At 64.0% G+C, this 25,069-nt stretch carries 26 protein-coding genes; 14 read left to right on the forward strand and 12 right to left on the reverse strand.

What is annotated here, in order from left to right:
- Positions 1-10: 10 nt before the first annotated feature.
- Both GBB11_RS07575 and GBB11_RS07580 read right to left on the reverse strand, forming a co-directional pair.
- Positions 11-1,387 carry a phosphomannomutase/phosphoglucomutase gene (locus tag GBB11_RS07575; RefSeq protein ID WP_151550069.1) on the reverse strand — a complete coding sequence of 459 codons (1,377 nt, stop codon included), beginning with the start codon at positions 1,385-1,387 and terminating at the stop codon, positions 11-13.
- Between the two features lie 88 nt (positions 1,388-1,475).
- On the reverse strand, positions 1,476-1,934 hold the full coding sequence (locus tag GBB11_RS07580) for a DUF3499 domain-containing protein (RefSeq protein WP_151529494.1): 459 nt from the start codon (positions 1,932-1,934) through the stop codon (positions 1,476-1,478).
- Positions 1,935-2,029: 95 nt separating this feature from the next.
- On the opposite strand from GBB11_RS07580, the gene GBB11_RS07585 reads away from it, so the two are divergent.
- On the forward strand, positions 2,030-2,497 hold the full coding sequence (locus GBB11_RS07585; protein ID WP_151529496.1) for a metallopeptidase family protein: 468 nt from the start codon (positions 2,030-2,032) through the stop codon (positions 2,495-2,497).
- A gap of 83 nt (positions 2,498-2,580) precedes the next feature.
- Here the strand turns inward: GBB11_RS07585 and GBB11_RS07590 are convergent, their stop codons facing one another.
- The 4 genes from GBB11_RS07590 to rfbD form a co-directional block, all read right to left on the reverse strand.
- Positions 2,581-2,928 (reverse strand): WhiB family transcriptional regulator, encoded by a 348-nt coding sequence (locus GBB11_RS07590; RefSeq protein ID WP_225979276.1) that lies wholly within the window; start codon positions 2,926-2,928, stop codon positions 2,581-2,583.
- Between the two features lie 469 nt (positions 2,929-3,397).
- Positions 3,398-4,531, reverse strand: coding sequence for a sugar phosphate nucleotidyltransferase (locus tag GBB11_RS07595; RefSeq protein ID WP_370451595.1), 1,134 nt, complete (start codon positions 4,529-4,531; stop codon positions 3,398-3,400).
- A gap of 247 nt (positions 4,532-4,778) precedes the next feature.
- Positions 4,779-5,675 carry a glycosyltransferase family 2 protein gene (locus tag GBB11_RS07600; RefSeq protein ID WP_151550071.1) on the reverse strand — a complete coding sequence of 299 codons (897 nt, stop codon included), beginning with the start codon at positions 5,673-5,675 and terminating at the stop codon, positions 4,779-4,781.
- Complete coding sequence (gene rfbD, locus GBB11_RS07605) at positions 5,672-6,550, reverse strand: dTDP-4-dehydrorhamnose reductase (protein ID WP_151550072.1); 879 nt, start codon at positions 6,548-6,550, stop codon at positions 5,672-5,674. The genes GBB11_RS07600 and rfbD overlap by 4 nt, the downstream gene beginning before the upstream one ends.
- Before the next feature lie 295 nt (positions 6,551-6,845).
- Between rfbD and GBB11_RS07610 the strand changes: the two genes are divergently transcribed.
- The 7 genes from GBB11_RS07610 to GBB11_RS10950 all read left to right on the forward strand — a co-directional run bounded on the left by GBB11_RS07610 (position 6,846) and on the right by GBB11_RS10950 (position 13,777).
- Positions 6,846-8,318 (forward strand): LCP family protein, encoded by a 1,473-nt coding sequence (locus GBB11_RS07610; protein ID WP_151550105.1) that lies wholly within the window; start codon positions 6,846-6,848, stop codon positions 8,316-8,318.
- A 10-nt stretch (positions 8,319-8,328) separates the two neighbouring features.
- Complete coding sequence (locus GBB11_RS07615; RefSeq protein ID WP_151550073.1) at positions 8,329-8,976, forward strand: TIGR03089 family protein; 648 nt, start codon at positions 8,329-8,331, stop codon at positions 8,974-8,976.
- Positions 8,977-9,046: 70 nt separating this feature from the next.
- Entirely contained in the window at positions 9,047-10,078 is a 1,032-nt protein-coding gene (locus GBB11_RS07620; protein ID WP_151550074.1) for an ABC transporter ATP-binding protein, read from the forward strand.
- A gap of 97 nt (positions 10,079-10,175) precedes the next feature.
- Positions 10,176-11,426, forward strand: coding sequence for an ABC transporter substrate-binding protein (locus GBB11_RS07625; RefSeq protein ID WP_151550075.1), 1,251 nt, complete (start codon positions 10,176-10,178; stop codon positions 11,424-11,426).
- Between the two features lie 201 nt (positions 11,427-11,627).
- A complete protein-coding gene (locus GBB11_RS07630; RefSeq protein WP_151550076.1) occupies positions 11,628-12,662 on the forward strand; it encodes a carbohydrate ABC transporter permease in 1,035 nt (344 codons plus the stop codon).
- Positions 12,659-13,480 (forward strand): carbohydrate ABC transporter permease, encoded by an 822-nt coding sequence (locus GBB11_RS07635; RefSeq protein WP_151550077.1) that lies wholly within the window; start codon positions 12,659-12,661, stop codon positions 13,478-13,480. The genes GBB11_RS07630 and GBB11_RS07635 overlap by 4 nt, the downstream gene beginning before the upstream one ends.
- 84 nt (positions 13,481-13,564) lie before the next feature.
- The gene (locus GBB11_RS10950; RefSeq protein WP_151550106.1) at positions 13,565-13,777 is read left to right on the forward strand and encodes a hypothetical protein; all 213 of its coding nucleotides are present in this window, start codon (positions 13,565-13,567) and stop codon (positions 13,775-13,777) included.
- Here the strand turns inward: GBB11_RS10950 and GBB11_RS07645 are convergent.
- The 5 genes from GBB11_RS07645 to GBB11_RS07665 all read right to left on the reverse strand — a co-directional run bounded on the left by GBB11_RS07645 (position 13,685) and on the right by GBB11_RS07665 (position 17,321).
- On the reverse strand, positions 13,685-14,224 hold the full coding sequence (locus GBB11_RS07645) for a YdcF family protein (RefSeq protein ID WP_151550078.1): 540 nt from the start codon (positions 14,222-14,224) through the stop codon (positions 13,685-13,687). The two genes, GBB11_RS10950 and GBB11_RS07645, sit on opposite strands and share 93 nt — an antisense overlap.
- Positions 14,221-14,718, reverse strand: a complete 498-nt coding sequence (gene purE / locus GBB11_RS07650) for a 5-(carboxyamino)imidazole ribonucleotide mutase (RefSeq protein WP_151550079.1) — start codon at positions 14,716-14,718, stop codon at positions 14,221-14,223. The genes GBB11_RS07645 and purE overlap by 4 nt, the downstream gene beginning before the upstream one ends.
- 34 nt (positions 14,719-14,752) lie before the next feature.
- Positions 14,753-15,937 (reverse strand): 5-(carboxyamino)imidazole ribonucleotide synthase, encoded by a 1,185-nt coding sequence (locus tag GBB11_RS07655; RefSeq protein ID WP_151550107.1) that lies wholly within the window; start codon positions 15,935-15,937, stop codon positions 14,753-14,755.
- A gap of 95 nt (positions 15,938-16,032) precedes the next feature.
- Positions 16,033-16,512, reverse strand: coding sequence for a hypothetical protein (locus GBB11_RS07660; protein ID WP_151550080.1), 480 nt, complete (start codon positions 16,510-16,512; stop codon positions 16,033-16,035).
- Positions 16,513-16,526: 14 nt separating this feature from the next.
- Complete coding sequence (locus tag GBB11_RS07665) at positions 16,527-17,321, reverse strand: biotin--[acetyl-CoA-carboxylase] ligase (protein ID WP_151550081.1); 795 nt, start codon at positions 17,319-17,321, stop codon at positions 16,527-16,529.
- Positions 17,322-17,480: 159 nt separating this feature from the next.
- On the opposite strand from GBB11_RS07665, the gene GBB11_RS07670 reads away from it, so the two are divergent.
- The 6 genes from GBB11_RS07670 to GBB11_RS07695 all read left to right on the forward strand — a co-directional run bounded on the left by GBB11_RS07670 (position 17,481) and on the right by GBB11_RS07695 (position 24,550).
- A complete protein-coding gene (locus tag GBB11_RS07670) occupies positions 17,481-19,106 on the forward strand; it encodes an acyl-CoA carboxylase subunit beta (RefSeq protein WP_151550082.1) in 1,626 nt (541 codons plus the stop codon).
- 178 nt (positions 19,107-19,284) lie between these two features.
- The gene (locus GBB11_RS07675; protein WP_151529521.1) at positions 19,285-20,910 is read left to right on the forward strand and encodes an acyl-CoA carboxylase subunit beta; all 1,626 of its coding nucleotides are present in this window, start codon (positions 19,285-19,287) and stop codon (positions 20,908-20,910) included.
- Between the two features lie 46 nt (positions 20,911-20,956).
- On the forward strand, positions 20,957-21,226 hold the full coding sequence (locus GBB11_RS07680) for an acyl-CoA carboxylase subunit epsilon (protein WP_151529523.1): 270 nt from the start codon (positions 20,957-20,959) through the stop codon (positions 21,224-21,226).
- 299 nt (positions 21,227-21,525) lie between these two features.
- The gene (locus GBB11_RS07685; RefSeq protein ID WP_151550083.1) at positions 21,526-23,505 is read left to right on the forward strand and encodes an OPT family oligopeptide transporter; all 1,980 of its coding nucleotides are present in this window, start codon (positions 21,526-21,528) and stop codon (positions 23,503-23,505) included.
- A gap of 11 nt (positions 23,506-23,516) precedes the next feature.
- Positions 23,517-24,107 (forward strand): nucleoside triphosphate pyrophosphatase, encoded by a 591-nt coding sequence (locus tag GBB11_RS07690; RefSeq protein WP_151550084.1) that lies wholly within the window; start codon positions 23,517-23,519, stop codon positions 24,105-24,107.
- Positions 24,108-24,136: 29 nt separating this feature from the next.
- Entirely contained in the window at positions 24,137-24,550 is a 414-nt protein-coding gene (locus GBB11_RS07695; RefSeq protein WP_151550085.1) for a DUF3151 domain-containing protein, read from the forward strand.
- On the opposite strand, the gene GBB11_RS07700 is transcribed toward GBB11_RS07695, so the two are convergent.
- Positions 24,547-24,963, reverse strand: coding sequence for a hypothetical protein (locus tag GBB11_RS07700; RefSeq protein ID WP_151550086.1), 417 nt, complete (start codon positions 24,961-24,963; stop codon positions 24,547-24,549). The two genes, GBB11_RS07695 and GBB11_RS07700, sit on opposite strands and share 4 nt — an antisense overlap.
- Between the last annotated feature and the right edge of the window lie 106 nt (positions 24,964-25,069).

The raw sequence follows: 25,069 nt of genomic DNA on the forward strand, positions 1-25,069 counted from the left end.
TAGCGGCGGGTTAGGCGCGAATGATGCCGAGGATCTCGTTCACGAGCTCCTCCACATCCGCAGCGGTGGGTGCCTCCACGTTGAGTCGCAGCAGCGGCTCGGTATTGGAGGCGCGGACATTAAACCAAGCGGGAGTGCCGGCCAGTTCCACGGTCACGCCATCAAGGCGGTCGATGGATTCCGCCCGGTCGGCGAAGGCTTCGACCACTGCTTCGCGACGCTCCTCTTGCTGCTGCGCATTCTCCAGCACAGAGTTGATCTCGCCGGAGGCGGCGTAGCGGTTATAGCGGGCCATTAGCTCCGAGAGCGGGGCGTCCTGCTCCCCCAAGGCGGCGAGGACGTGCAGCGCGGCCAGCATGCCGGAGTCGGCATTGAAGAAGTCGGTGAAGTAGTAGTGCGCAGAGTGCTCGCCGCCGAACTTCGCTCCGGTATCGGCCATCGTCTTTTTAATGAAGGAGTGGCCCACGCGGGTGCGCTCGGCGGTGCCGCCGTGCTCGGCGATAATCTCCGGCACGCTCTTGGAGGTGATGAGATTGTGGATGATCGTCGCACCGGGGTGCTCGCGCAGAGTGCGCTCGGCAATGAGGGCACAAATCGCCGAGGGGCTTACCGGCTGGCCCTTCTCGTCCACCACGAAGCAGCGGTCGGCATCGCCGTCGAAGGCCAAACCGACGTCGGCACCGGTGTCGAGCACGAACTTCTGGAGATCCACCAGGTTCTTCGGGTCGAGCGGATTGGCTTCGTGGTTGGGGAAAGTGCCGTCGAGTTCGAAGTAGAGGTCTGCGACCTCGATGGGGCTATCGGCGAACATCGCTGGGGCGGTCAGCCCCGCCATGCCATTGGCGGCGTCGATGGCTACCCGCAGCGGCCGGATGGAGGAGATATCCACCAGCTCGTTGAGATAGTCCACATAGCCCTCGAGTACGTCGCGGCTTTCCGTGTTACCGGGTTCGCCTTCGAACACCGGCACGCCCTCGATGAGCATCTCGGTGATATCGGCCAGCCCGGTCTCCTGCCCCACCGGCTTCGCCCCGGAGCGGCAGAGCTTGATGCCGTTGTACTGGGCGGGGTTGTGGCTGGCGGTGAACATCGCGCCGGCGCACTCGAGTACCCCGGAGGCGTAGTAGAGCTCATCGGTGGAGGCCAGTCCCAGGTGGATGACGTCCACTCCCTGGGAGGCGGCACCGTCGGCGAAGGCTTGGGAGAGCTCTGGGGAGCTGGGGCGCATGTCGTGGCCAATGGCCAGCAGGCGAGACCCCTCGCCATAGATCAGGTGCCCGAAAGCGGCGCCGGTGTCGTACATGAATTCTGCGTCGATACTCTCCCCGACGACTCCGCGGATATCGTAGGCCTTCACTACAGCATGGACTGCCTCTGGCGAGCGCATAAAGTTCTTCCTTTGCAGGCACGTAGATCTACTGGATTAAAAACGTACCGACAACTATAGCCCGCCGCGCGGACACGGCTGCCGCCGCTTAGGATTCCTCGTTCTCAGCAGGAACAATGTAGAGATGGCGCTTGCCCACCGCACCCTTGGGGCGATCCTGGCGGCTGCGCGCGGGGTGGCGGCGGTTCTCCGCATCGCGGGCGCGCTGCTGAGCGTCGGCGCGGGTGCTCGAACCATGTTCGCTTAAGGCCGAGCGCGGCACGAGCCCAGAGGCATTCTTGCCCACCTCACGCACGGCCTCGGCGAGGGCGGTGAGGTGCTCATCATCATCCTGCAGCCCCGTATCGATGCCGTCCACGCGCAGCATCTCCCAGCCTAAGGGGGCGGTGATGCGGGCGGCGTGATCTGCGCACAAGTCCCAGCTGTGGGGCTCATTGCGAGCAGCGAGCGGCCCCACCACGGCGGTGGACTCCGCATAGGCATAAGTCAGCGTTGCCACGGCAGGCTTGCCGCAGCCAGGACGGGAACAACGACGAAATTGGCTCACGCCCCAAAAGTCTAGACTGTTAGTCAAGGTTTAGACAGTCCTTGGCGGTGGCGCCTCACCCATCTGGCCGCTGCTGCCCCTTAGAGTGGGAAGCTATGAGCACCCTTCCTGCCCGCCTCCGTTCTCGCGACCGTCGAGGTCGCGGGGTGCGTGGGCCTCTGATGCCCGCGGCCTTGCCCCGCTTTGTCAGCCGCAGCGAAGATTTTGATCGCGCCGTCCTAGCGGCCTATGCCCCCATTCAGGCCCGCTTCGCCGCCGAGTTAGACCATCTCGATATTGCCATCGACATGATCCCGCGCATGCGGCTGCGCACCGATCTGACCATCCTGCCGGACGATATCGCCTCGGACGGCCCAGTACCGCTGGGGCGCGTCATCTCCGCCGGGGTGGATCGCTATGGCAATCCCACCCGCCCGCGCATCGTGCTCTTTCGCAAGCCCATCGAGCTGCGCGCACCCAACCCCCAAGAACGAGCCGAGCTGCTCGATACGGTGCTCGTGGCTTTGGTGGCCTCATTCCTCAACGTGGCCCCCACCGTGATTGATCCCAGCTTCGAGCTTTGATTGGGGCACTCGACACCGGAGAGATAAAGAAAAAGCCCAGACCCTGCGGGTCTAGGCCGCTCTGAGCAGGATGAAGGCTCGTATTAGCCGAGCTGCTTCTTCAGGCGGCGACGCTCACGCTCGGAGAGTCCGCCCCAAATGCCGAAGCGCTCATCGTGCAATAAGGCGTACTCCAGACATTCATCGCGGACACCACATGCCTTGCAGATACGCTTGGCCTCACGGGTAGAGCCGCCCTTTTCGGGAAAGAATGCCTCGGGGTCAGTCTGGGCGCACAGCGCCTGGTCGTGCCATTCCTGCTCGACGGCTCCGAAGAGATCATCAAAACTGAGTTCACCGTAGGAGGATTCCGCCGTAGCGGAACGGGTGGTGGCATCGCCGTGATCCTGCGCATCAGTATCGGGGCACTCACCCTCGACGCTGTTGATCATGAGGTGATCGGCCTTATTTTCCACGTCAAGCCCCCTTTCTTTGCCGGCGTGATCTCTTTGCTACTTCCTCAGCGCGCCTCGCGCGCAGCCCGCACTGCTATCTCTCACTAGATCAGTCCGACAGTATTCGGGGTGGAACATTCCGTGTGATTTTCACCGAGGAATGTTCCGCTCCTCACCCACCACTGGGGTGGATTTTTGACTCCGGCTAGCGAGAGGGAATGCGAGCCAGTTACACACTTGTGATTACACACGCAGGCCTAGATATCGTCAAGCCGCTTCGGCCCTCCCTGGATGAAAATGCGCGAATTCGCTGGATAATCGCCACATTCGTCACAAAATTAACAAACCCCCAGCCTCGGGGGTGAGGCGTGGGGGTACTACATATAGATATCGTCGGCCATATATGCCATTGCGCCCGCAGCGCGTCCCTCGCGCGCCGGCTACGGGCAGCGGCTAGCGCGAGCCCTTAGGCATCCGTCGAAAAGCGAATGCCCCCATCCGGAATGGACACCCCCGGCCACACGCGCATCCCGCCGCGCAGCTCGCAGCGTGCCCCCAAGGTGGCGCCATCGCCCACGATTGCATCGTGAATGTGGGTATTGGGGCCGATATGCACCCCCGCACCGATGATCGAATTGGAGATGATCGCCCCGGGCTCAATGGTGGCGCCATCGAAGACCACCGTGGCGTCGAGACGGGAGCCGGCGCCGATCTCGGTGCCGCGACCCACCACCGTGCCGCCGAGCAGCAGCACGCCATCGCGTACCGCCGCGGAGGGAGCCACCACGGACTCGCCGGTGCACCCTGCCAACAGCGGCGAGGGGGCAATACCGCGGACCAGATCCGAAGAACCACGAACGAAGTCCTCTGGGGTGCCCATATCGCGCCAATAGGAGTTGTCCACATAGGAGAACACGCGGCACTCCTCCTCCAACAGACGCGGGAAAATCTCGCGCTCCACGGAGACATTGCGATTGGCGGGGATGGTCTCAATCACGGGGCGAGAGAACACATACGCGCCGGCATTGATCTGATTGGTCGGCGGATCTTGGGTCTTTTCCAGAAACTCCACCACACGCCCCTCGCTATCGGTTGTCACACAGCCATAGGAGCGGGGATCCGCCACGCGCACCAGGTGCAGAGTCACGTCCGCGTCATTCGCGGCATGGGTATCCAAGAGGGCCCCGAGATCCGCGCCGCCGAGCACGTCACCGTTGAACACGAGCGCAGTGTCATAGCGCAGCTTCTCCAGCACGTTGCGAATGCCGCCGCCGGTACCGAGAGCCTCTTCCTCCACCACGTAGTCGATCTCGACCCCAAACTCGGAGCCGTCACCGAAGTAGGACTCGAATACCTCGGCCTTATAAGAGGTGGAGAGAACAATGTGGGTCATGCCGGCCGCCTTGATGCGGGCGAGCAGGTGCTGCAGGAAGGGCACACCGGCGGTGGGAAGCATGGGCTTCGGAGTGTTCACCGTCAGCGGGCGCAGGCGCGTACCTTTGCCACCGACCAAGATCACGGCATCTACCTCGCGCGCCGGTACCTCGGTACCCTCGGCTAGGGTCGTCGACACCGGATCGAATGTGTGGGGTGAGCTCATCATCGAGTGCTTGTACCTTACTTATCTCAATAGTCCCGCCCACGTCTCAGGCGCAGGCTGCACGCAGAGGTGGGCCGCAGCCAAAGCAGTGGTGCTTTCCTTGTAATCTATCCCAGCGCGCGCCCGCGTCGGTCGCGGCACGCCCACGCGCCGCGGCAAATATCGGTGGTGCTGTTCACAGGGCGCGGCACCGCCATCCGCCCCGCCAGCAGCGCTCCTCGCTGCAGGCGGCAGCCACCGCGCGCGGCTAGTCTGCGCTGCGGCGCGCCCGCGCCACGGCAAGAATCTCCCGCAGCTTCAGCCCCACTTTCAGAGCCACGCGCAGCGGCAGGTGATAGGCCTTGGGATAGCGATCCGCCTGGAAACGATAGGCGGATTCGTGGTGTGCGGGCAGCAACCGGCCGGGGTCCCGATCGGCCACATGCCCCTTGGCGTGCGTGATCACGGCGGCGGGTTCAAAGACATTCTCATATCCGGCCCGACCCAAACGATCTCCGAGATCCACATCTTCCATGTACATGAAATAGCGTTCATCGAAGCCGCCGATGGCGTCGAACGCCTCCCAGTTGAGCAGCAGGCAGGAACCAGAGAGCCAACCGGCAGTGTGGGCGGTGCTCATATCCGCATCATTGCGGTAGCGGCGGGACCACGGGTTGTTCTTCCACACCCCGCCTAATAGTGCGTGCCCAATACCCACCCCGAGCGTGGGCACGGCGCGGGCGGAAGGATACGCAGAACCATCGGGCTCCTTAATATACGGCCCCACCGACCCCACCGAACCCTGCCAGGTGGCCGCAGTAGTCACGAGCGTATCGATGCTGCCGGGACTAAACACCACATCGGGATTGACCACGAGCAGATAACGCGGATCCACCTCCCCCGCCGCCCGCGCGGTCTGGAGGTGCTGGGCGGCAATATTGATGGCATGTCCATAGCCCACGTTGCCGCCGGTGGGCAGAAATTCCGCGCAGTCATAGTCCCGCTCGGCCGCCTCGGGGGCACCATCGCGGGAGCCATTATCTGCCATGACCACGCGCACCGGCCGGGACGTGGCCGCGGGGATGGAATCGAGGAACTCCCGCAGGTGACGGCCAGGAGAATAGGTCACGGTGATGATGGCTAGAGCATTGGTATCCACAATCACTCCATGCTACCGCTCACCGCACGCCGCACCCCGCTGCGCCACTCCGGTAGCGGGGTCAACCCGGCGCGCTCCCACGCCCGCGTCCCCAAGGCCGAATTATGGGGCCGGCGGGCCGGGCGCGGATAGGCGCTGGAGTCCACCGCCTTCACCCGCGCCGGATCAGCCCCCACGGCGCGGAAAATCTCGCGAGCCAGGGTGCACCATGTCACGGCCTCGCCGCCGCCCACACAATGCAGCACCTGCGGCAGGGGCTGGCCCTGTTCATGCTTATCGACGATCTCCCACAGCCCTCGCGCCAGATCAAGAACGAAGGTGGGATTGCCCCATTGGTCATCCACCACGGTCAGCGTGTCGTGCTCGCGCTCTAAGCGCAGCATCGTCGAGACGAAATCGCGGGCCTCGGGCAGCACCTGTCCCGAATACACCCACGCGGTGCGCACCACCGTGGCATCGGCGCCACTGGCGGCGATGGCCTGTTCCCCGGCGAGTTTGGTGCGCCCATACACCGTCTCCGGATGGCAGGGCGCATCCTCCGGCGCCGGCTGCGGGGCGGGCGCCGCCCCGGCACCCATCACATAATCGGTGCTCACATGCACCACGAAGGCCCCGGTGCGGGCGGCATGCTCGGCGAGCAGCTGGGGGCCGCGGGTATTGCCGGCCGCAGCCGCGGCGGGCTGGGTCTCCGCGCCGTCCACATCGGTGAAGGCGGCGGTGTTGATGATGAGGTCGGCGTCGATAAGCGCACACTGCTGCGGGGAGGTGATGTCCAGCTCACTACGGCTGAGCCAGGTGAGGTGCTCGCGGCGCTCAGGTGGGCAGGTGAGACGGAGGGCGCGGCCAAGCTGGCCCGCGGCGCCGGTAACGGTAATACGCATGAGTGTCCTTGGGAATTGGCGGGCGGCGTCTAGGAATTGTTGGTGCTTTGTCACTAGAATCTCATATGCTGTCGGCGTAGCGGGTATCCGTAGCGCCCCGCAGCACAGTCCGCACGCGGCACCTCCGCTGCGGAGCAGATCCTTGTTGCGCCACAGTCAGGAGCGTGTAGCACCCGTGTCAGGCTCGAACCGTCAACGCTATGTTCGCGACATCAGCCCTGCCCCCAAAGCGGGCGTCGAGCTCCAGCAGGCCGGCCCCAAAGGGTGGCGGGCCGTGGTTGCGGTGCTGTCGGTGATGGTGCTGACCATTTCTGGCCTCGGCTACTTCTCCGTGGGGCGGATCGGCTCGGATGTGGCCAGCGCGGGCAACCTCGCGCTCGGCCTCGGCTCGGATGCCCCCAGCGACGGCGCCACCGACATCCTGCTCGTGGGCTCTGACTCCCGCACCGACGCCCAGGGCAACTCGCTCTCCCCCGAGGAGATCGACATGCTGCACGCCGGTGATGAGCAAAACGACAACACCGACACCATCATGGTGGTGCGCGTGCCCTCCGATGGCTCCTCCGCCACCGCCATCTCCATTCCGCGCGATACCTATGTTCATGATGGCGAGTTCGGCAATCTCAAGATCAATGGTGTCTTTGCCGCGCACAAGGCCAAGGAGGTCGAGCGCCTGAACAAGGAGGGCATGAGTGATCAGCAGCAGATTGCCCGCCAATCCAAAGACGCCGGCCGCAAGGGCCTGATCAACGCCATTGCGGATCTCACCGGTATTACCGTGGACCACTACGCGGAGGTGGGCCTGCTCGGCTTCGTGCTGCTCACCGATGCTGTCGGCGGCGTGGAAGTGTGCTTGAACGAGGCCACCTCTGACAAGTTCTCCGGCGCGGATTTCCCCGCCGGCCGCCAGACCCTCAGCGGCAAAGAGGCACTGGCCTTCGTTCGTCAGCGCCACGGTCTGCCCCGCGGTGATTTGGACCGCATTGTGCGGCAGCAGGCCTATATGGCCTCTCTGGTGCAGACCGCACTCAAAACCAACACGCTCACCAGCCCCTCCAAGTTGAATCAGATGGGCGATGCCGTCACCCGTTCGGTGATCATTGACGAGGACTGGGACATCATGAGCTTCGCCACCCAGCTGCAGGATCTGGCCGGCGGCAATGTGCTCTTCGAAACCATACCCGTCACCAGCATCGACGGCGTGGGCGATTATGGCGAATCGGTGGTGACTGTGGATCGCACCGAGGTACACGATTACTTTGATCGCCTCCTCAACCGCGACGAGCACGACGGCCAGAAGTCCACGGACAGCCAGAAGGATCGAAAGGATAACGGCGCCGCGGCAGCCGATAACAGCGGCCCCAGCGCGATCACGGACGTCACCGTCCTCAACTCCACCAACACCACCGGCCTCGCCGCGCAGGTGGGTGGGGCGCTGAAGAATGATGGCTACACCATGGGCGAGATCGGCAACGCCCCGGCAGGGCTGTACACCTACTCCCAAGTGGTTGCCGCCGATTCGCAGAATCCGGCCGCCCGCGCACTCGCCGACAAGCTCGGCGGGGTGCCCGTGATCTCTTCCCCCACCCTCAACCCGGGCAGTGTCGTGGTGGTTGTGCACAATGACTACATCGGGCCGAAGGATGAAAACGCCCCAGTAGAAAACGAATCCACCGAGGTCATCGGCGAGCCTGGCACCGAGCTGGATGATTCTCAGCTCTCCCCCACGCTCGATGCCGGCGGCGACGGCCCGCGCTGCGTCAACTAGGTTAGGGTGCATGCTCACGCTTTTCGACGCGCACCGCGACGCCCCCAGCGCCCCCGTATTGACCTTCTACGATGAAGCCCGCGGATTCCGCATGGATTTCTCGGCGCTGACCCTCGATAACTGGGCCGCCAAGATGGGAAACTTCCTCATCGACGAGCTGGATCTCAGCCCTGGGGAGAGCATCGCCGTCGACGTCGATAGCTCCTGGCACAGGCTGGTGCTGCTACTCGGAGCGGCGGCTGCCCAGCTCACCGTGGCGGATGCGGCAGATCCCGAGAGCGAGGTGCTCTTCCAGGACTCCACGCGGCTGGATAGCGCGGAGGAACGCGAGCTCATTGCCGTGACCATCGATGGCTTCGGCCGCTCCGCCGCCGAGTGCGGCATCAACATCGGCGAGGCCCTCGATCTCGGTGCGGAGGTGCGCCTGCACGGCGATCACTTCCCGCACCCCACCCAGCCTTTGGCGCAGCTCTATCCCGAGGGCACGGCCGCGCGCATCCTGCTGCGCGGCGAGGACCCTGCTGCGGATGACCGCGCCCTCGCGGCTATCGGTGCCGGGGGCAGCGCCGTCGTCGTAGCGGGTGGCGCCCCCGCGGAGCGCCTGGCAGAGATCGCCGCCGCGGAGAAGGCGCTGCTCGATTCCCCCGAAGCACCCTGAGTCTCTGCTGTGTGGGCCCGCTTGTGTGGGCCCTGCCTTTTCGGGGCGCGCAGGCCCTAGGATATAAGCCATGGCTTCTGTGCGTTTCAACGATGTCTCCATCACCTACCCCGGCGCGCCCCGGCCCTCGGTGAGTCATCTCGACCTCGAGATCGTCGACGGCGAGTTCTTGGTGCTCGTGGGCCCTTCGGGCTGTGGTAAGTCCACCACCCTGCGGGCCTTGGCCGGATTGGAGGCAATTAGCTCCGGCTCCATCCTCATCGGGGATCAGGATGTGAGCAGCATGGATCCGGCGGAACGCGATATCGCCATGGTCTTTCAAAACTATGCGCTCTACCCCACCATGAGCGTGCGGGAGAATATGGGCTTTTCGCTGAAGCTCGCCAAGCACAGCAAGGCGGAGATCAACGAGCGAGTAGAGCGCGCGGCGCAGCTTTTGGATCTGGATGGGCTACTGGATCGCCGCCCCAAGGATCTCTCCGGTGGCCAGCGCCAGCGGGTGGCGATGGGCCGCGCCATCGTGCGTGAACCCCAGGTCTTTCTCATGGATGAGCCTTTGTCGAATCTCGACGCCAAGCTGCGAGTGCAGACCCGTAGCCAGCTCTCTGCCCTGCAGCGCACGCTCGGCACCACCACCGTGTATGTCACCCATGACCAGGTGGAGGCGATGACCATGGCCGATCGGGTGGCGGTGCTCAATGAGGGCACCTTGCAGCAGGTCGCTACCCCACAGGAGCTCTATAGTGAGCCGGCGAATGCTTTTGTGGCCGGGTTTATTGGCTCGCCCTCGATGAACCTCATCGAGATCTCCGATCCGCAGCGCGGGCGAGTCATGCTGGGTATTCGGCCCGAGGATGCGCACGTCGCGGTGCCGGGTGAGCAGCGCCCAGGCCGCTGGGCCCCAGTGGAGATCGTGGTGGATCTGGTGGAGGTTCTCGGCTCGAGCACCTATCTCTACGGGCATCTGATCTCCAGCCCCGAGGTGCGGCTCGCGGTGCGCCACGATGGCGAGCCCATCGGCCGGGACACGCAGATCACCGTGGAGCTCGACCTCGCCAAAGCCCACTACTTCGATGTGGAGACTGGCGGTCGCATCACATAGCCCTCTTTAGGGGTGATCGACTACACAAGTCTCCCGCAGGATGTCTGTGGGTCACTACATTTGAGGGAAGTTGTTCATAGTACCCAAGGAGTTTTATATGTCGACTTCCCGCATGTCCACCGCCGCGGTACTCGCGGCAACCGCGCTGGCCTTCACCGCGTGTTCCTCTGACGGTGGTAGCGCCGAAGCCCCCGAGGTGGACAACGCCGATGGCCGTGGCCCCATCACCTTCGCGATGGGCAAAAACGACACCGATAAGATCACGCCCATTATCGAGGCTTGGAATGCCGAGCACCCAGACGAGCAGGTAACCCTCTCTGAGCTGGCCGGCGAGGCCGATGCGCAGCGCGACACCTTGGTGCAGTCGCTGCAAGCTGGCAACTCGGATTTCGATGTGATGGCCCTCGATGTGGTGTGGACCGCGGACTTCGCCGCCAATCAGTGGCTGGCTCCGCTCACCGATGACCTTGAGGTAGACACCGACGGCCTCTTGCCGGCCACCGTGGAGTCCGCCACCTATGGCGGCACTCTCTACGCCTTGCCGCAGAACACCAACGCCCAGCTGCTCTACCGCAATACCGAGCTAGTCAAGGACGCCCCGGAAACCTGGGAGGATCTGGCCAATACCTGCGAGGAGGTCTCGGACAAGGAGTGCCTGACTATCCAGCTCAAGGAGTATGAGGGCCTGACCGTCAATACCTCCGCGTTCATTCACGGCTGGGGCGGCGAGGTGCTCAACGAGGATGGCACCCCGGCAGTGGAGTCTGAAGAGTCCCGCGCCGGCCTGCAGGCCATGGTGGACGCCTATAAGAATGGCGTGATTGCCAAGAACGCCCTGGCCACCACCGAGGAGGAGACCAATCTGGCCTTCACCGAGGGAAACACGGCCTACGCGGTGAACTGGCCGTACATGTACCGCAACGCCGAGGACTCGGAGGCCACCGCCGGCAAGTTCGAGGTCCAGCCCCTGGTGGGCAAGGACGGCGTGGGCGTGTCCGCGCTGGGCGGCTACAACAACGCCATCAATATCAACTCCGAGCACAAGGCCACCGCGAAGGACTTCATGGAGTTCATCGTCTCCGAGGAGAACCAGAAGAGCTTCGCCGCGCAGTCCTTCCCGCCGGTGCTGGCCTCCATCTACGATGACGCGGCCTTGGTTGAGGAATTCCCCTACCTGCCCGCGCTGAAGGAGTCTTTGGAAAACGCCAAGCCGCGCCCAGTGACCCCCTTCTACACCGCCGTGTCTAAGGCCATCCAGAACAACGCCACCGCCGCCCTCAAGGGTGACGTCACGGTGGACGAGGCCACCGAGTCGATGTCCGCCGCCATCACCAACGCCTCGCGTTAGTCCCTGGCGCTGCGCCATCGCGCCGGCTCATCGACCCACTGTCCTGTTTCTCGGGGCAGTGGGTTTTCTGCGCTTATCGACGCCGCCCTCCCTGCCAGCGGGGCGAGCACGCCTCACTGAGAGAGCGCTGGCGCTACATTGAGAGAAGAGACAAAAAGAATGCTCCACTGCACCCGATACCAAGGAAGCGAGTAGCAGCTGATGGAAAGGTTGAAGCAACGGCGGCAGGCCGCGTTTCTCATCGCGCCGGCCATGACCGTGCTGGCGATCGTGATCGGCTATCCGATCGTGCGCGCCATCTGGTTGTCGTTCCAGCAGGATAAAAGGCTCGATCCCACCACGGGCGTGTTCGTTGATGGCGGCTTCGCCGGTGTCGATCACTACCTGTACTGGCTCACCCAGCGCTGCATGCAGCCTGATGGCACCATCAGCACTTGCCCGTCCGGCGTGATCTCCTCCGACTTTTGGCCGGCAGTGTGGGTGACGCTCTTTTTCACCGTGGTGGCTGTGAGCATCGAGGTGGTACTGGGCATGTGGATGGCGATCGTGATGAACCGCGAGTTCAAGGGCCGCGCCCTGCTGCGCGCTGCGGTGCTCATCCCGTGGGCGATTCCCACGGCGGTCACCGCGAAGCTGTGGCAGTTCATCTTCGCCCCGCACGGGGTGATTAACTCCCTGCTGGGCCACGACGTCGCGTGGACCACTGATCCCTGGGCGGCGCGTTTCGCGGTGATCGTCGCCGATGTGTGGAAAACCACCCCGTTTATGGCGTTGCTGATCTTGGCTGGGCTGCAGATGATCCCGAAGGAGGTCTACGAGGCCGCCAAGGTCGATGGCGCGAATTCCTGGCAGATTTTCCGCCAAATCACCCTACCGCTGGTTCGGCCGGCGCTGATGGTGGCGGTGCTTTTCCGCACCCTGGATACCCTGCGCATGTACGACTTGCCGGTCATTATGATCTCGGCATCCTCCAACTCCCCCACCGCGACGATCTCGCAGCTGGTGGTGGAGGACCTGCGGCAAAATAACTTCAACTCCGCCTCGGCGCTGTCCACCCTGATCTTCCTGCTCATCTTCGCCGTCGCGTTCATCATGATTCGTTTCCTCGGCGCTGACGTCAACCGCAGTGCCACCCAGGACGAACGCACGACCGATGACGATGATGCACTCCCCTCGTCTACCGTGGCCCTGCCCGCGGTGGATACCCCGCTGCAGCTGAAGGAGGCCCAGCGATGAAAGCACTGCGCAACTATATCGGCGTGATCCTGATTCTGGTCTGGGGCCTGGCCCCCTTCTACTGGATGCTCGTGACCGCGCTGCGCGATAGCTCCCACACTTTCGACACCACTCCGTGGCCCACCCACGTCACCTTAGATAACTTCCGCGACGCCCTGGCCACCGATAAGGGCAATGACTTTCTCGGCGCCATCGGCAATTCCTTGCTCATTGGCGTGGTCACCACCGTGCTGGCCGTGATGGTGGGCGTGTTCACCGCCTATGCCTTGGCGCGGCTCGACTTTCCTGCCAAGGGCTTTGTCACCGGTATCGTGCTGGCCGCCTCCATGTTTCCCGGTATCGCTTTGGTGACCCCGCTCTTCCAGCTCTTCGGCGATCTCGGTTGGATCGGCACCTACCGGGCGCTGATCATCCCGAATATCTCCTTTGCGCTGCCGCTGACCATCTACACCCTCGTCTCCTTCTTCCAGCAGCTGCCCTGGGAGCTCGAGGAGGCGGCCCGCGTCGACGGTGCCAGCCGTGGCCAGGCCTTCCGCACGGTGCTCTTGCCGCTGGCCGCGCCAGCGCTGTTTACCACCGCTATTCTCGCCTTCATCGCCACCTGGAACGAGTTCATGCTGTCCAAGCAGCTCTCCACCACCAGCACCGAGCCGGTGACGGTCGCCATCGCCCGTTTCTCTGGGCCCTCGGCGTTCGAGTACCCTTACGCGGCCATCATGGCCGCCGGCGCTTTGGTGACCGTGCCGCTGGTGATCATGGTGCTGGTATTCCAGCGCCGCATTGTTGCCGGCCTCACCGCCGGCGGCGTGAAGGGCTAAACCGACGGCCGATAAGATGGGCCGCGGAGAATACACACGTCCAATGCTCGAGGAAGGATCGCCGCTGTGTCACAGTCGAGTGAGATGAGGCGTAAGAAATTGGTGTGGGAGGCGCTCGTGGGGTTCTGCGGCACGTTCGCCGCAGTCGCCGTGGCGCAGGCGGTGGCTAATATTCTCCGCCCCGAGCCGGAGGTATGGCCGGCACTACTGGCCCTCGTCCTGGTGATCGCCACGGTGACCCTGTGGCGCAGCGGCCAGAATAGGTTTCAGCTTCCGCCAGACGATTCGCAGCGCTGAATGCGCCAGCGCCCCCGCTTCCCGCAGGCATAACCACAGCACCTCGGGGAAGGGAGTGGGCGCCCCGATCGTCTCTACCTCGTAGCCGTGATGCCACGCCCACAGCCGGATGCGGGGCAGATGGAAGCGATTCGAGACCACCACATAGCGGATGTCCTCTCGCCCATAGTGCTCCCGTAGCAGCTCGCGCACGTGCTCCAGATTCTCATTGGTGGATTCCGCTCGGTCTTCCAGCATGATCGAGGCGCGGTCGATGCCGTGCTCCGCCAGCCACTGTGCCATTACCGGCGCCTCATCGCGGCCAGTAACCACCACCACGTCCCCGCGGGCGATTGCTGCACGGCCGGGGACGAGGGCCGCACGCAGCCGCCGCTCGAGGGGGCGGCGCGGCTGGGCATGCTCCACGCTGGCGCCCAGCACCACCACGGGCCGCGGCTGGGGACTCACCCGAGCAGCTTCTTCTGCAGGGCGCGGTCTTTTTCCAAGACCTCGTTTTTCATATTCTCCTGGTAGTCCACCATCTTCTCCAGCAGGGAGGAATCACCAGCGGAGAGCACCCGCACGGCGAGCAGGCCGGCGTTTTTCGCCCCGCCGATAGAGACGGTGGCCACCGGCACGCCGCCGGGCATCTGCACGATCGAGAGCAGCGAATCCATGCCATCGAGATCCTTCAGTGCCCGCGGAATGCCGATCACCGGCAAAGGAGTGGCCGCAGCCACCATGCCGGGCAGGTGCGCGGCCCCTCCGGCGCAGGCGATGATGCACTTCAGGCCGCGGGTGTGAGCCTCGCGGGCATAGTCCAGCATCCGCTCTGGGGTGCGGTGCGCCGAGACCACGCCCACCTCAAAAGGCACCCCGAACTCGGCGAGGATCTCCGCGGCAGGCTCCACGGTGGGCCAGTCCGAGTCCGAGCCCATGATAATTCCAACTACTGGCTGCATTCTTTTTCTCCTTCGAACATCCGCTCGCGGGCGCTCACGACTGTGAGGGCCAGTGTGCATGAACCATGAAATAGGCGGCGGCGCGCGCATCGGCACGCAGGGCGTCCGCATCGCCTTCGCCACTGAGATTGACGTGCCCGATCTTGCGCCCCGGGCGATAGCCCTTGCCATAAAGGTGAATCTTGGCCTGGGGATAGCGCTTCCACACCTCGGCCTGGCGCTCGGCCCAGCTGAGCTCTGGATCCTCCTCGCCGCCGAGGATATTGGCCATCACCGTGTAGCCGGCGGTGGGGGTTGTAGCCCCCAGCGGCATATCCAGCACCGCGCGAAGATGCTGCTCGAATTGGCTGGTCACACAGCCATCCTGGGTCCAGTGCCCAGTGTTGTGGGGACGCATGGCCAACTCGTTGACAAAAATTTCGCCCGCGGTGGTTTCAAAGAGCTCCACCGCCAGCACCCCCGTCACCCCGAGTGTGTCCGCCACTCGCCGCGCCATCGCGGCGGTGCGCGCCTCGACGCTCTCATCGAGGCTAGGGGCCGGGGCGACCGCCAGCGCACACACCCCGTTTTCTTGCACCGACTCCACCACCGGCCAGCTCACGCATTCACCAGAAGGGCGGCGCGCCACCATGGCCGAGAGCTCGCGGCGCAGCTCCACCTTGGTCTCGGCCATGAGGTCAATGCCCTGCGCGAGCAGTGTCTCCACGCGTTCGCACAGCTCCTCTTCGCTATCGACAAACCACACGCCCTTGCCGTCATAGCCGCCGCGGCGCGCCTTGAGGCATACTGCGCCGTTGACGCGGGCGAAGAACTCTCGGGCGTCGGCGATGCTGGTGATGGCGGCAAAGTCCGGTACGGGCGCGCCCAGCTCGCTGAGGTGGCGCCGCTGCAGCAGCTTGTCTTGGGCGTAGACCAGCGCCTCAGGGCGGGGCTGGATATTGACGCCCTCGCCGATGAGGGTGTGCTGGTGCTCATTGGGCACATGCTCGTGATCGAAAGTCACCACGTCCGCTCCGGCACAGACCGCACGGAGATCATCCAGATCGGTGTAATCGCCGATATACACATCGTGGGCCACTTGCGCGGCCGAGGAGTCTGGGCGGGAGGCAAGCACGCGCAAGGATTGCCCCAATTCGATGGCCGCCGTCTGCATCATGCGGGCGAGCTGACCATCGCCGATCACGGCGACGATCGGAAAGCCGGGGGCGTGGGCGGACATGTGGTCGCTAGCTGGCTGCTCTGTAGTCACAGATACACAGTGTAGGAGGTCAAAGACCCCGCTGGGTATTTGAGGCCACTCCAACCACCGCCCGCCTAGCGCCGCTGCGCCAGCACGGAATTAATTGCCTTGACCGCCTGCTTGGGCTTAGGTACCCCGCGAAAGACCATGGGGTGGGGTTGGCCGGCCACCTCGAGGACCACGGCGCCGCGCTGCTTGCTCGCCCGGTAGATATAGCGCATCCCAATTGACTGGGAACGGGCACGCAGAGCGGGCCCGCGCACCACTACCCGCTGGGTGGTCACCGTGAAGCGGCGGCGACGGGCGCGCACCACGGGCAGCACGAAGCGCCACAGCACCAGCAGTATCCACAGCAGTAGCACCAGCCCGCGGGTTTCTGCGGGAAAATAGCCCACCTGCTCATAGCCGGGGCTGCCGGGCAGGCGATCGAAAAAGCCGATGGCGATCCACGCCAGCCCTGTCCACAGCACGAGTTCGAGCGCCGGGAAGGTCAATCCTGTCACCGGGGTGGTGGCGTCAAAGATGCAGCGCTCGCGGTTGTCCACAATGGTCATAGTGGCCTCACAGCCTAGCGCTTCAGCCGCAGATGCTCCACATCACCGGCGGAGAGCTGGTGGAGCTCGCCGGCCGAATCGCGCACGTGGATGCGGCCATCATCGCCCACACCCACACACTCCCCCTCCAGTACCTGCGTTTCCGAGAGATGCACCCGCACCTGCTGCCCAATAGAGCTGCACACCTGGCGGTAGGCGTCCATGGGGCTTATGACCCCGGCCGCCCACTGGCCGAGGCGGTGATGCAGCGCCAAGAGAATATCGCCGACGAGATCGGTGCGGTCTACCTCATAGCCTTCTAGCTCGAGCGAGGTGGCGTGCGGCACCGGCAGCTCCTCCTGGGTGAGCGAGACATTGAGGCCCAGACCCATCACCAGCGCCGGCTCCTCGCCCAAGGAGACGGCTTCGCCGAGGATGCCGCAGAGCTTCTTGCCATTGAGCAGCACATCATTGGGCCACTTCAATTGGGCGTTGATGGAGTGCTCGCGCAAGGCGTCGATAAGCGCCAACCCTGTCATCAGCGGCATTGTTCCCAGCCGCGCGAGGGCGGAGCCGTGCGGGCGGAATAACACAGACAGCGTGACCTGAGAATACGGCGGGGTGACCCACACGCGGTTCTTGCGCCCCTTGCCGGCGGTTTGGGATTCGGTCACCGCCGCGGACCAGGTGGGGGCGCCCTCGGTGGCCGCCCGAGCGAGATCTGTGTTCGTCGAACCCGTTTCTTCGGTGTAGTAGAGGTGCGTAAAAGGACCATGACCCACGACACGCTGGTGGAGTCGGGCCGTATCAATTGGTCTGCGCTCGTTCATGCCCTCCAAGACTAGTCGTTTATTCGCCCTATGCACCGGATTGTGGCCACCGCAGCACAGTGCTCGCCGCGGCGGCTGTGTGGGAGAACACGGAAAAAGTTGGGCGACATGCCCGAAATTTCTAGACACAAAACAAAGAATGCTCTACTATCCCCAAACATGACAATTTCCTCACCTTTGCGCGCCGACACCCTCCCCGATCCGAATCGACGCCCCACCACCGCCGAAAAGATCGCCGGCTTAAAACAGCTGCGTTCCGAAGCTGCCACCCCCATGGGCACCCGCCCCATTGAGAAGCGGCACGACCAAGGCCGACTCACCGCACGGGAACGCCTCGATTTCCTGCTGGATGAGGACTCCTTCGTGGAAACCGATCAGCTGGCACGCCACCGCACCCACGATTTCGGCATGCACGCACGCCGGCCGCTCACCGATGGCATTGTCACCGGCTGGGGCACCATCGACGGGCGGGAAGTCTGTGTCTTCTCCCAGGATGCTGCGGTCTTTGGCGGCGCCCTCGGAGAGGTCTATGGCGAAAAGATGATCAAGATCATGGAACTCGCCACCACCACTGGCCGCCCCCTCATCGGCCTGTACGAGGGCGCGGGCGCCCGCATCCAAGAAGGCGCCGTCTCGCTGGATCTCATCGCGCAGACCTTCTACCAGAACGTGCAGGCATCCGGCGTGGTGCCGCAGATCTCGGTGATCATGGGCGCCTGCGCCGGCGGCAACGCCTACTCCCCCGCCCTCACCGACTTCGTGGTGATGGTCGATGAAAGCTCCAAGATGTTCGTCACCGGCCCGGACGTGATCAAGACCGTCACCGGCGAGCTCATTAGTCAAGAGGAGCTGGGCGGAGCCTCCACCCACATGTCCACCGCCGGCAACACCCACTACACCGCCACCTCGGACGAGGATGCGCTCGAGTGGGTGCAGGACTTGCTGCGCTATCTGCCGAATAACAACCGCGACCAGGCCCCGCCGGAGGATCCGGTGGATCTCGCGGAGCTGCCGAGCGTGGAGGAGCTGGCCCTCGATTCCATCATCCCGGACTCGCCCAGCGTTCCCTATGATGTGCGCGATGTGATCTCCGCCCTCACCGATGACGCCGATTACTTCGAGATCCAGGCCGATCGCGCCGAGAGTGTCGTCACCGCCTTCGGCCACGTCGATGGCCAGCCGGTGGGATTCGTGGCGAATCAGCCGCTGCATTTCGCCGGCTGCCTCGATATCGATTCCTCCGAGAAGGCCGCCCGCTTCGTGCGCACCTGCGATAGCTTCAACATCCCGATCGTGATGCTGGTGGATGTGCCCGGCTTCCTGCCCGGTGCAGCCCAAGAATATGGCGGCATTCTGCGTCGTGGCGCGAAGCTGCTCTACGCCTATGGCGAGGCCACCGTGCCGAAGATCACCGTGACCATGCGCAAGGCCTATGGCGGCGCCTATTGCGTGATGGGCTCCAAGGGCCTCGGCGCCGATGTAAATCTGGCGTGGCCGACCGCGGAGATCGCGGTAATGGGCGCAGCCGGCGCGGTGGGGTTCATCTACCGCAAGGAGCTGACTGCAGCCGCCGCCGAGGGCAAGGACGTAGCCGCGCTCATCGAATCCTATGAGCGGGAGTACAACGACCACTTCCTCACCCCCTATCAGGCTGCCGAGCGCGGGCTTATCGACGCCGTCATTCTGCCCTCGGAGACACGCGAGTCCATCATTCGCAATCTGCGCCTGCTGCGTTCCAAGGTGGAACACCGCCACGCCCGCAAGCACGGCAATATGCCGCTCTAGGGCCTGCGGCTAGGGCAGCGAACCACCGTCCTACCACCCCATACCCCACCTCATCCCGAGGCGAGGTGGGGTTTTCCCTCCGAACATTACCCCCGTATACGTGGATTTTTGCGGTGAAAATTGAAATGCACGCCGCTTTGGGCAACATTGTGGCCTTCAACACCTAAACTTAGGAACTATGACTGCCGCACAGACTCCGGGCGATACCATGCCCGACGTAAACACGACCGCAGGCAAGCTCGCCGATCTGCGAGCACGCCTGACCGAAACCCACGCCCCAATGGGCCCTGCCTCGGTGGAGAAAGTCCACGAGGCGGGTAAGAAGACCGCTCGTGAGCGCATTGAGTACCTGCTCGATGATGGCTCCTTCGTGGAGATCGACGCCCTCGCCCGGCACCGCTCCAAGAACTTCGGCCTCGATGCCAAGCGCCCCGTCACCGACGGTGTCGTCACCGGTTATGGCACCATCGACGGCCGCAAGGTGTGTGTATTCTCCCAGGATGGCGCCGTCTTCGGTGGCGCCCTCGGCGAGGTCTACGGCGAAAAGATCGTCAAGATCATGGATATGGCGATTAAGACCGGCGTGCCGATCATCGGTATCAACGAGGGTGCGGGTGCCCGCATTCAAGAGGGCGTGGTGTCCCTCGGCCTCTACTCCAAGATCTTCTTCCGCAACACCCAAGCCTCCGGCGTGATCCCGCAGATCTCGCTGATCATGGGCGCCTGCGCTGGCGGCCACGTCTACTCGCCCGCCCTCACGGACTTTATCGTGATGGTGGACAAGACCTCCAAGATGTTCATCACCGGCCCCTCGGTGATCAAGACCGTCACCGGTGAGGAAGTGACCCAGGAAGAGCTGGGTGGCGCCTCCACCCACATGGCCACCTCCGGTACCTCCCACTACACCGGCGCAGATGACGCCGACGCCCTCGACTGGGTGCGCGAGCTCATCGGCTTCCTCCCGCAGAACAACCGCGACGAGGCCCCGCGTGTTGAGGCGGAGATCATGGAAGGCTCCATCCAGGACAACATCAACGAAGCTGACCTGGAGCTGGACACCCTCATTCCGGATTCCCCGAACCAGCCTTATGACATGAAGGACGTCATCACCCGCATCATCGATGATGGCGACTTCTTGGAGATTCAGGAAAACTACGCCGAAAACATCATCATCGGTTTCGGCCGCGTCGAGGGCCGCTCCGTGGGTATTGTGGCCAACCAGCCGATGCAATTCGCCGGCTGCTTGGACATCAAGGCTTCCGAGAAGGCCGCCCGCTTCGTGCGCACCTGCGATGCCTTCAATATCCCGATCCTCGAGTTCGTGGATGTGCCCGGCTTCCTGCCCGGTACCAACCAGGAGTACGAGGGCATCATTCGCCGCGGCGCGAAGCTGCTCTACGCCTACTGCGAGGCCACTGTCGGCAAGATCACCGTGATCACCCGCAAGTCCTATGGCGGCGCCTACTGCGTGATGGGCGGCAAGGAAATGGGCGCGGACATCGTGCTCGCATGGCCCACCGCACAGATCGCCGTGATGGGCGCCTCCGGCGCCGTGGGCTTCATCTACCGCAAGGAGCTCAAGGCCGCCGCCAAGGAAGGCAAGGATGTCCAGGAGTTGATGAAGGAATACGAGGCCGAGTACGATCGCGAACTCGTTAACCCCTACATGGCTGCCGAGCGCGGCTTCGTCGACGCCGTGATCCCGCCGTCCGAGACCCGCGGCCAGATCATCGAGGGCCTGCGCCTGCTCGACCGCAAGGTTGTCAGCGTTCCCGCCAAGAAGCACGGAAATATCCCGCTCTAAGCCGGCTACCACGCGCGAGCCCACGAGAAGTTTAAAGGAAGAAAGCATGTCAGACTCCCGTCCGGAGAACACGGATTCCCCAGAGACCACTGAGGCAGCAGAGGCTGCAAAGAAGCCCTTCTTGAGTATCGTCAAGGGCAATCCGAGCGACGCTCAGGTGGCCGCATTGACCACCGTGTTCGCTGGGCTTGCTTCTGCGGCCGCGGCAGCCGAGAAGAAAGAAGTCGACCGCAACAAGTGGGGCAATTACGCCGAGCGGCTCAACCGCCCGACCACCTATAACCCCAACGCATTCCGCAACGTCAGCTTCTACTAGCTCTCGCAGAAGCAGCCTCGCGCTTCCAGCGCCGCCCCGTTGTACCCCGTGTGGTAGAACGCGGCGGCGCTGTCGCGTGTGTAGCCACCACCTACGCCCCCTTTCCATGGCCTTAACCTGCCCCGAGCACACCCCGTGCAGGCGGGAAGAGGATAATTGTTGCCGTTAGCACAACGCTTTCACTGTGGCGGTCCGTGGCGCCGAGCGTCATCCCAGCCAGCCTGCATCGACTGAGCTGGGGCGTCCGCGCGGCCACCGGCTCGTCCAGTTTTGTCTTCTTCACGATGGAAAAGAGGAACATGAACGCGACAACCTCCGACACGGGCTCGCCCGCGGCGCAGACGCGCGGCCCGATCAGTGAGTTAACGCTTAGAGCGGTCATCATCGGTGGTCTCATTACCCTGGTCTTCACCGCCGCCAATGTGTACTTGGGACTGAAGGTGGGGCTCACCTTTGCCACCTCCATCCCGGCTGCGGTGATCTCGATGGCGATCCTGCGTAAGTTCGCAGGCCACACCATCCAAGAAAACAATATTGTGCAGACCATCGCCTCTGCCGCCGGCACCCTATCTGCCATTATCTTCGTGCTCCCCGGCCTCGTCATGATCGGCTGGTGGAGCGGCTTCAGCTACTGGGAGACGGCCTTCGTGTGCGCCATTGGCGGCATCTTGGGCGTGATGTATTCCATCCCGCTGCGCCGCGCCCTCGTCACCGGCTCGGATCTGCCCTACCCCGAGGGCGTCGCCGCCGCCGAGGTGCTCAAGGTGGGCGATGAGCAAGGCTCAGTCGAGGAGAATAAGCGCGGGCTCGCCGTGATCGTCGGCGGCGCGCTGGTCTCTGCCGGCTATGGCCTGCTGGCCGCGGTACGCGCCGTGGCGGGCTCGGTCACCTCCACCTTCAAGTTCGGTGCCGGCGGCACCATGATCGGCGGCAGCCTCTCCCTGGCACTGATCGGCGTCGGCCACCTAGTGGGCGTGGCCGTGGGTATTGCCATGCTCGTGGGCTTCGCCATCTCCTATGGTGTGCTGCTGCCCATCTTCACCTCCGAGGATATTTCCGCTGGCGGGGTCCTCGACGAGGTCGTGCCCGCCATGTTCTCCTCGGATGTGCGTTTCGTGGGTGCTGGCGCCATGGCGGTGGCCGCCATCTGGACCCTGCTGAAGATCATTGGCCCCATCATCTCCGGCATGAAGGATGCTCTGGCCTCCTCCCGCGCCCGCCACGATGGCCAGTCCGTGCCCCTCACGGAGCGCGATATTCCCTTCAGCATCGTGGTCACCACCACCCTGATCTCTATGCTGCCGGTGGGGCTGCTGCTGTGGCTGTTTGTGAAGGATTCCTCCATCACCCACCACACCACCGGCCTGGTGCTGCTGAGCATCATCTACGTGCTGCTGGTGGGCCTGGTGGTGGCCGGTATCTGCGGCTATATGGCCGGTCTCATTGGAGCCTCCAACTCCCCGATCTCGGGTGTGGGCATCATCGTGGTGATCACCGCGGCACTGCTGATCAAGCTGGTCACCGGCAATGAGCACGAAACCAACGCCACCGCCTTGGTGGCCTATACGCTGTTTACCTCGGCGGTGGTATTCGGTATTGCCACCATCTCGAACGATAACCTGCAGGACCTCAAGACCGGCCAGCTGGTGGGTGCAACTCCGTGGCGCCAGCAGTTCGCGCTGATCATCGGTGTGCTCTTCGGCTCCGCCATCATTCCGCCGGTGCTGCAGTTGATGCTCACCGGTTTCGGTTTCGTGGGCATGGAGGGCGCCGGCCCGGATGCTCTGGCCGCACCCCAGGCGGCGCTGCTGTCCAGCGTGGCTGAGGGCATCTTTGGCAATTCCTTGGATTGGAGCCGCATCGGCTTGGGCGCGCTCATCGGTGCCGGCATCATCGTGGTAGACGAGATCCTCCGCCGCACCACCCGCTTCTCCCTGCCGCCGCTGGCGGTGGGCATGGGCATGTATCTGCCTGTGTCCCTCACCCTCATCGTGCCGATTGGTGCCTTCATCGGTTTCTTCTACAACCGCTGGGCCGATAAGCACGATGATCCGGAGCCGATCAAGCGCCTCGGCGTGCTGCTGGCCACCGGCCTTATTGTGGGTGAGTCGCTATTCGGCGTGCTCAACGCCGGCATCATCGCTGCCGCAGGCACCTCGGATCCGCTGGCGCTATTCGGCGAGGACTTCGCCCCGATCGCGCAATGGCTGGGCGTGCTCGTCTTCGCTGGTGCCGCCGCGGCCATGTACCGCTGGGTGGGCAAGAAGGCCACCAGCTAGGATCTGTGCACATGCGTCTCGTTCTCGCCTCCGCCTCCCCGTCCCGCCGCTCCATCCTGCGCGCCGCCGGCGTCGAGCCACTGTGCCAGCCCGCAGAGGTGGATGAGCGCGCCATCGAGGCCGAGCTGGCGGGGCGAGAACCGCAGGAGATCGTCAGTGCTCTCGCTCGCGCCAAGGCAGAGGCGGTAGCCGAGCACTTCGCCACAGATATCGTGGTGGGCTGCGATTCCATGTTGCTTATCGACGGCCACCTCCAGGGCAAGCCCCACACCGTGGAGGCAACCATCGAGCGCTGGCGGGCGCAGCGGGGACGCACCGCCACGCTCATCACGGGCCACTGCATTATCTCGCCGCGGGGCTGCGTCAATAAGTCTGCGCAGACCCGCCTGCGTTTTGCCGAGGCCAGTGACCGCGATATTGAGGCCTATGCCCGCACCGGCGAAGCGCTGGAATGTGCTGGGGCTTTTACTCTCGAAGCCATCGGCGGCTGGTTTATTGATCGCATCGAGGGCGATCCCTCGAGCGTGATCGGGCTGTCGCTGCCGGTGCTTCGCTCAGCGCTGTATCAGCTGGGCTATGAGGTCCATGAATTTCTGCGCTGAGGCTGCTGCGGCGACTATCCTCGGAAGCCATGACGCAATTTAAGGATATGCTCGCTCCACCGCCACTGCACCTGCCGGAGGATCCGGCCGCCGATGCCGCCGGCCCGCTGGTGTCTGCGGTGCTCAGCCACCCCGAATCACCGCTGCTCTGGGCCCAGCTCGCAGAAGAGGCCCTAGCCACCGCCGACAGCGATAGCGATCGGGCGCAGGCCTATGCCTATGCCCGCACCGGCTATCACCGCGGCCTCGACCGGCTGCGCGCCCACGGCTGGAAGGGTTGGGGGCCACTGCCCTACTCCCATGAGCCGAACCGCGGAGTGCTGCGCGCTATCGCCGCCCTCGCACGGGTATCGGCGATGATCGACGATACGGCGGAATACGAGCGCTGCGAGCAGATGCTGAAAGACGCCGCCCCCGAGGCCGCCGCCACCCTCCTGCGCTAGACGCGCGGCCACTCCTTCATCACGTCCTCGTGATCGAGCTGCTCCCAGCGCGCATGCTGCGGCTCCTGGGTGCGCACCGCCGCCACCAGCGACTCCGCCACCCACACATCGCCGACGATCAGCATCACGCTTTCCACGAGCCCAGTGAGGGTGCGCGGCTTGGTGGATGCGGCCTGCTTCACCGCCTCGGTGCGGATCCGCCCTAAGGCGTTCTCCCGCTGGGCATCATCCACCACAAAAGCGCGAATAGTATTCAGCGCATCCACCTCTTGGGTGGCGTCGAGACCGGCGGCGAGTACCGCGCGCACAAAAGCCTTTTCATCATCGCTGCCGGGCCGCAGCAGCACCATCAGCCGCCGCTGGTTCAACTCGAGGGCGGCGATGCGCCGTTCGAGGGACTGCACATCAGTCATGGTGAATCTCCTTTATACGAGGCATCGTGACTCTATGGGCTGATTATAAAACCGGCCCAGACCATGGCGAAGGCCCGGCCCCGATGAGATTCATCGAGTCCGGGCC

The organism is Corynebacterium sp. 74A (genome assembly GCF_008930665.1).
In the GTDB taxonomy this organism is placed as follows: domain Bacteria; phylum Actinomycetota; class Actinomycetes; order Mycobacteriales; family Mycobacteriaceae; genus Corynebacterium; species Corynebacterium megadyptis.

Excerpts from the sequence above, each read along its gene's own strand:
- GBB11_RS07625 (WP_151550075.1), top strand. The coding sequence starts at position 10,176 with ATGTCGACTTCCCGCATGTCCACCGCCGCGGTACTCGCGGCAACCGCG.
- GBB11_RS07665 (WP_151550081.1), bottom strand. The coding sequence starts at position 17,321 with ATGAACGAGCGCAGACCAATTGATACGGCCCGACTCCACCAGCGTGTC.
- GBB11_RS07660 (WP_151550080.1), bottom strand. The coding sequence starts at position 16,512 with ATGACCATTGTGGACAACCGCGAGCGCTGCATCTTTGACGCCACCACC.
- rfbD (WP_151550072.1), bottom strand. The coding sequence starts at position 6,550 with ATGCGTATTACCGTTACCGGCGCCGCGGGCCAGCTTGGCCGCGCCCTC.
- GBB11_RS07620 (WP_151550074.1), top strand. The coding sequence starts at position 9,047 with ATGGCTTCTGTGCGTTTCAACGATGTCTCCATCACCTACCCCGGCGCG.
- GBB11_RS07680 (WP_151529523.1), top strand. The coding sequence starts at position 20,957 with ATGTCAGACTCCCGTCCGGAGAACACGGATTCCCCAGAGACCACTGAG.
- GBB11_RS07595 (WP_370451595.1), bottom strand. The coding sequence starts at position 4,531 with ATGAGCTCACCCCACACATTCGATCCGGTGTCGACGACCCTAGCCGAG.
- GBB11_RS07670 (WP_151550082.1), top strand. The coding sequence starts at position 17,481 with ATGACAATTTCCTCACCTTTGCGCGCCGACACCCTCCCCGATCCGAAT.
- GBB11_RS07675 (WP_151529521.1), top strand. The coding sequence starts at position 19,285 with ATGACTGCCGCACAGACTCCGGGCGATACCATGCCCGACGTAAACACG.
- GBB11_RS07655 (WP_151550107.1), bottom strand. The coding sequence starts at position 15,937 with ATGTCCGCCCACGCCCCCGGCTTTCCGATCGTCGCCGTGATCGGCGAT.
- GBB11_RS07575 (WP_151550069.1), bottom strand. The coding sequence starts at position 1,387 with ATGCGCTCGCCAGAGGCAGTCCATGCTGTAGTGAAGGCCTACGATATC.
- GBB11_RS07635 (WP_151550077.1), top strand. The coding sequence starts at position 12,659 with ATGAAAGCACTGCGCAACTATATCGGCGTGATCCTGATTCTGGTCTGG.
- GBB11_RS07685 (WP_151550083.1), top strand. The coding sequence starts at position 21,526 with ATGAACGCGACAACCTCCGACACGGGCTCGCCCGCGGCGCAGACGCGC.
- GBB11_RS07590 (WP_225979276.1), bottom strand. The coding sequence starts at position 2,928 with ATGATCAACAGCGTCGAGGGTGAGTGCCCCGATACTGATGCGCAGGAT.
- GBB11_RS07695 (WP_151550085.1), top strand. The coding sequence starts at position 24,137 with ATGACGCAATTTAAGGATATGCTCGCTCCACCGCCACTGCACCTGCCG.
- GBB11_RS07700 (WP_151550086.1), bottom strand. The coding sequence starts at position 24,963 with ATGACTGATGTGCAGTCCCTCGAACGGCGCATCGCCGCCCTCGAGTTG.
- GBB11_RS07630 (WP_151550076.1), top strand. The coding sequence starts at position 11,628 with ATGGAAAGGTTGAAGCAACGGCGGCAGGCCGCGTTTCTCATCGCGCCG.
- purE (WP_151550079.1), bottom strand. The coding sequence starts at position 14,718 with ATGCAGCCAGTAGTTGGAATTATCATGGGCTCGGACTCGGACTGGCCC.
- GBB11_RS07690 (WP_151550084.1), top strand. The coding sequence starts at position 23,517 with ATGCGTCTCGTTCTCGCCTCCGCCTCCCCGTCCCGCCGCTCCATCCTG.
- GBB11_RS07610 (WP_151550105.1), top strand. The coding sequence starts at position 6,846 with ATGGTGCTGACCATTTCTGGCCTCGGCTACTTCTCCGTGGGGCGGATC.
- GBB11_RS10950 (WP_151550106.1), top strand. The coding sequence starts at position 13,565 with ATGAGGCGTAAGAAATTGGTGTGGGAGGCGCTCGTGGGGTTCTGCGGC.
- GBB11_RS07585 (WP_151529496.1), top strand. The coding sequence starts at position 2,030 with ATGAGCACCCTTCCTGCCCGCCTCCGTTCTCGCGACCGTCGAGGTCGC.
- GBB11_RS07615 (WP_151550073.1), top strand. The coding sequence starts at position 8,329 with ATGCTCACGCTTTTCGACGCGCACCGCGACGCCCCCAGCGCCCCCGTA.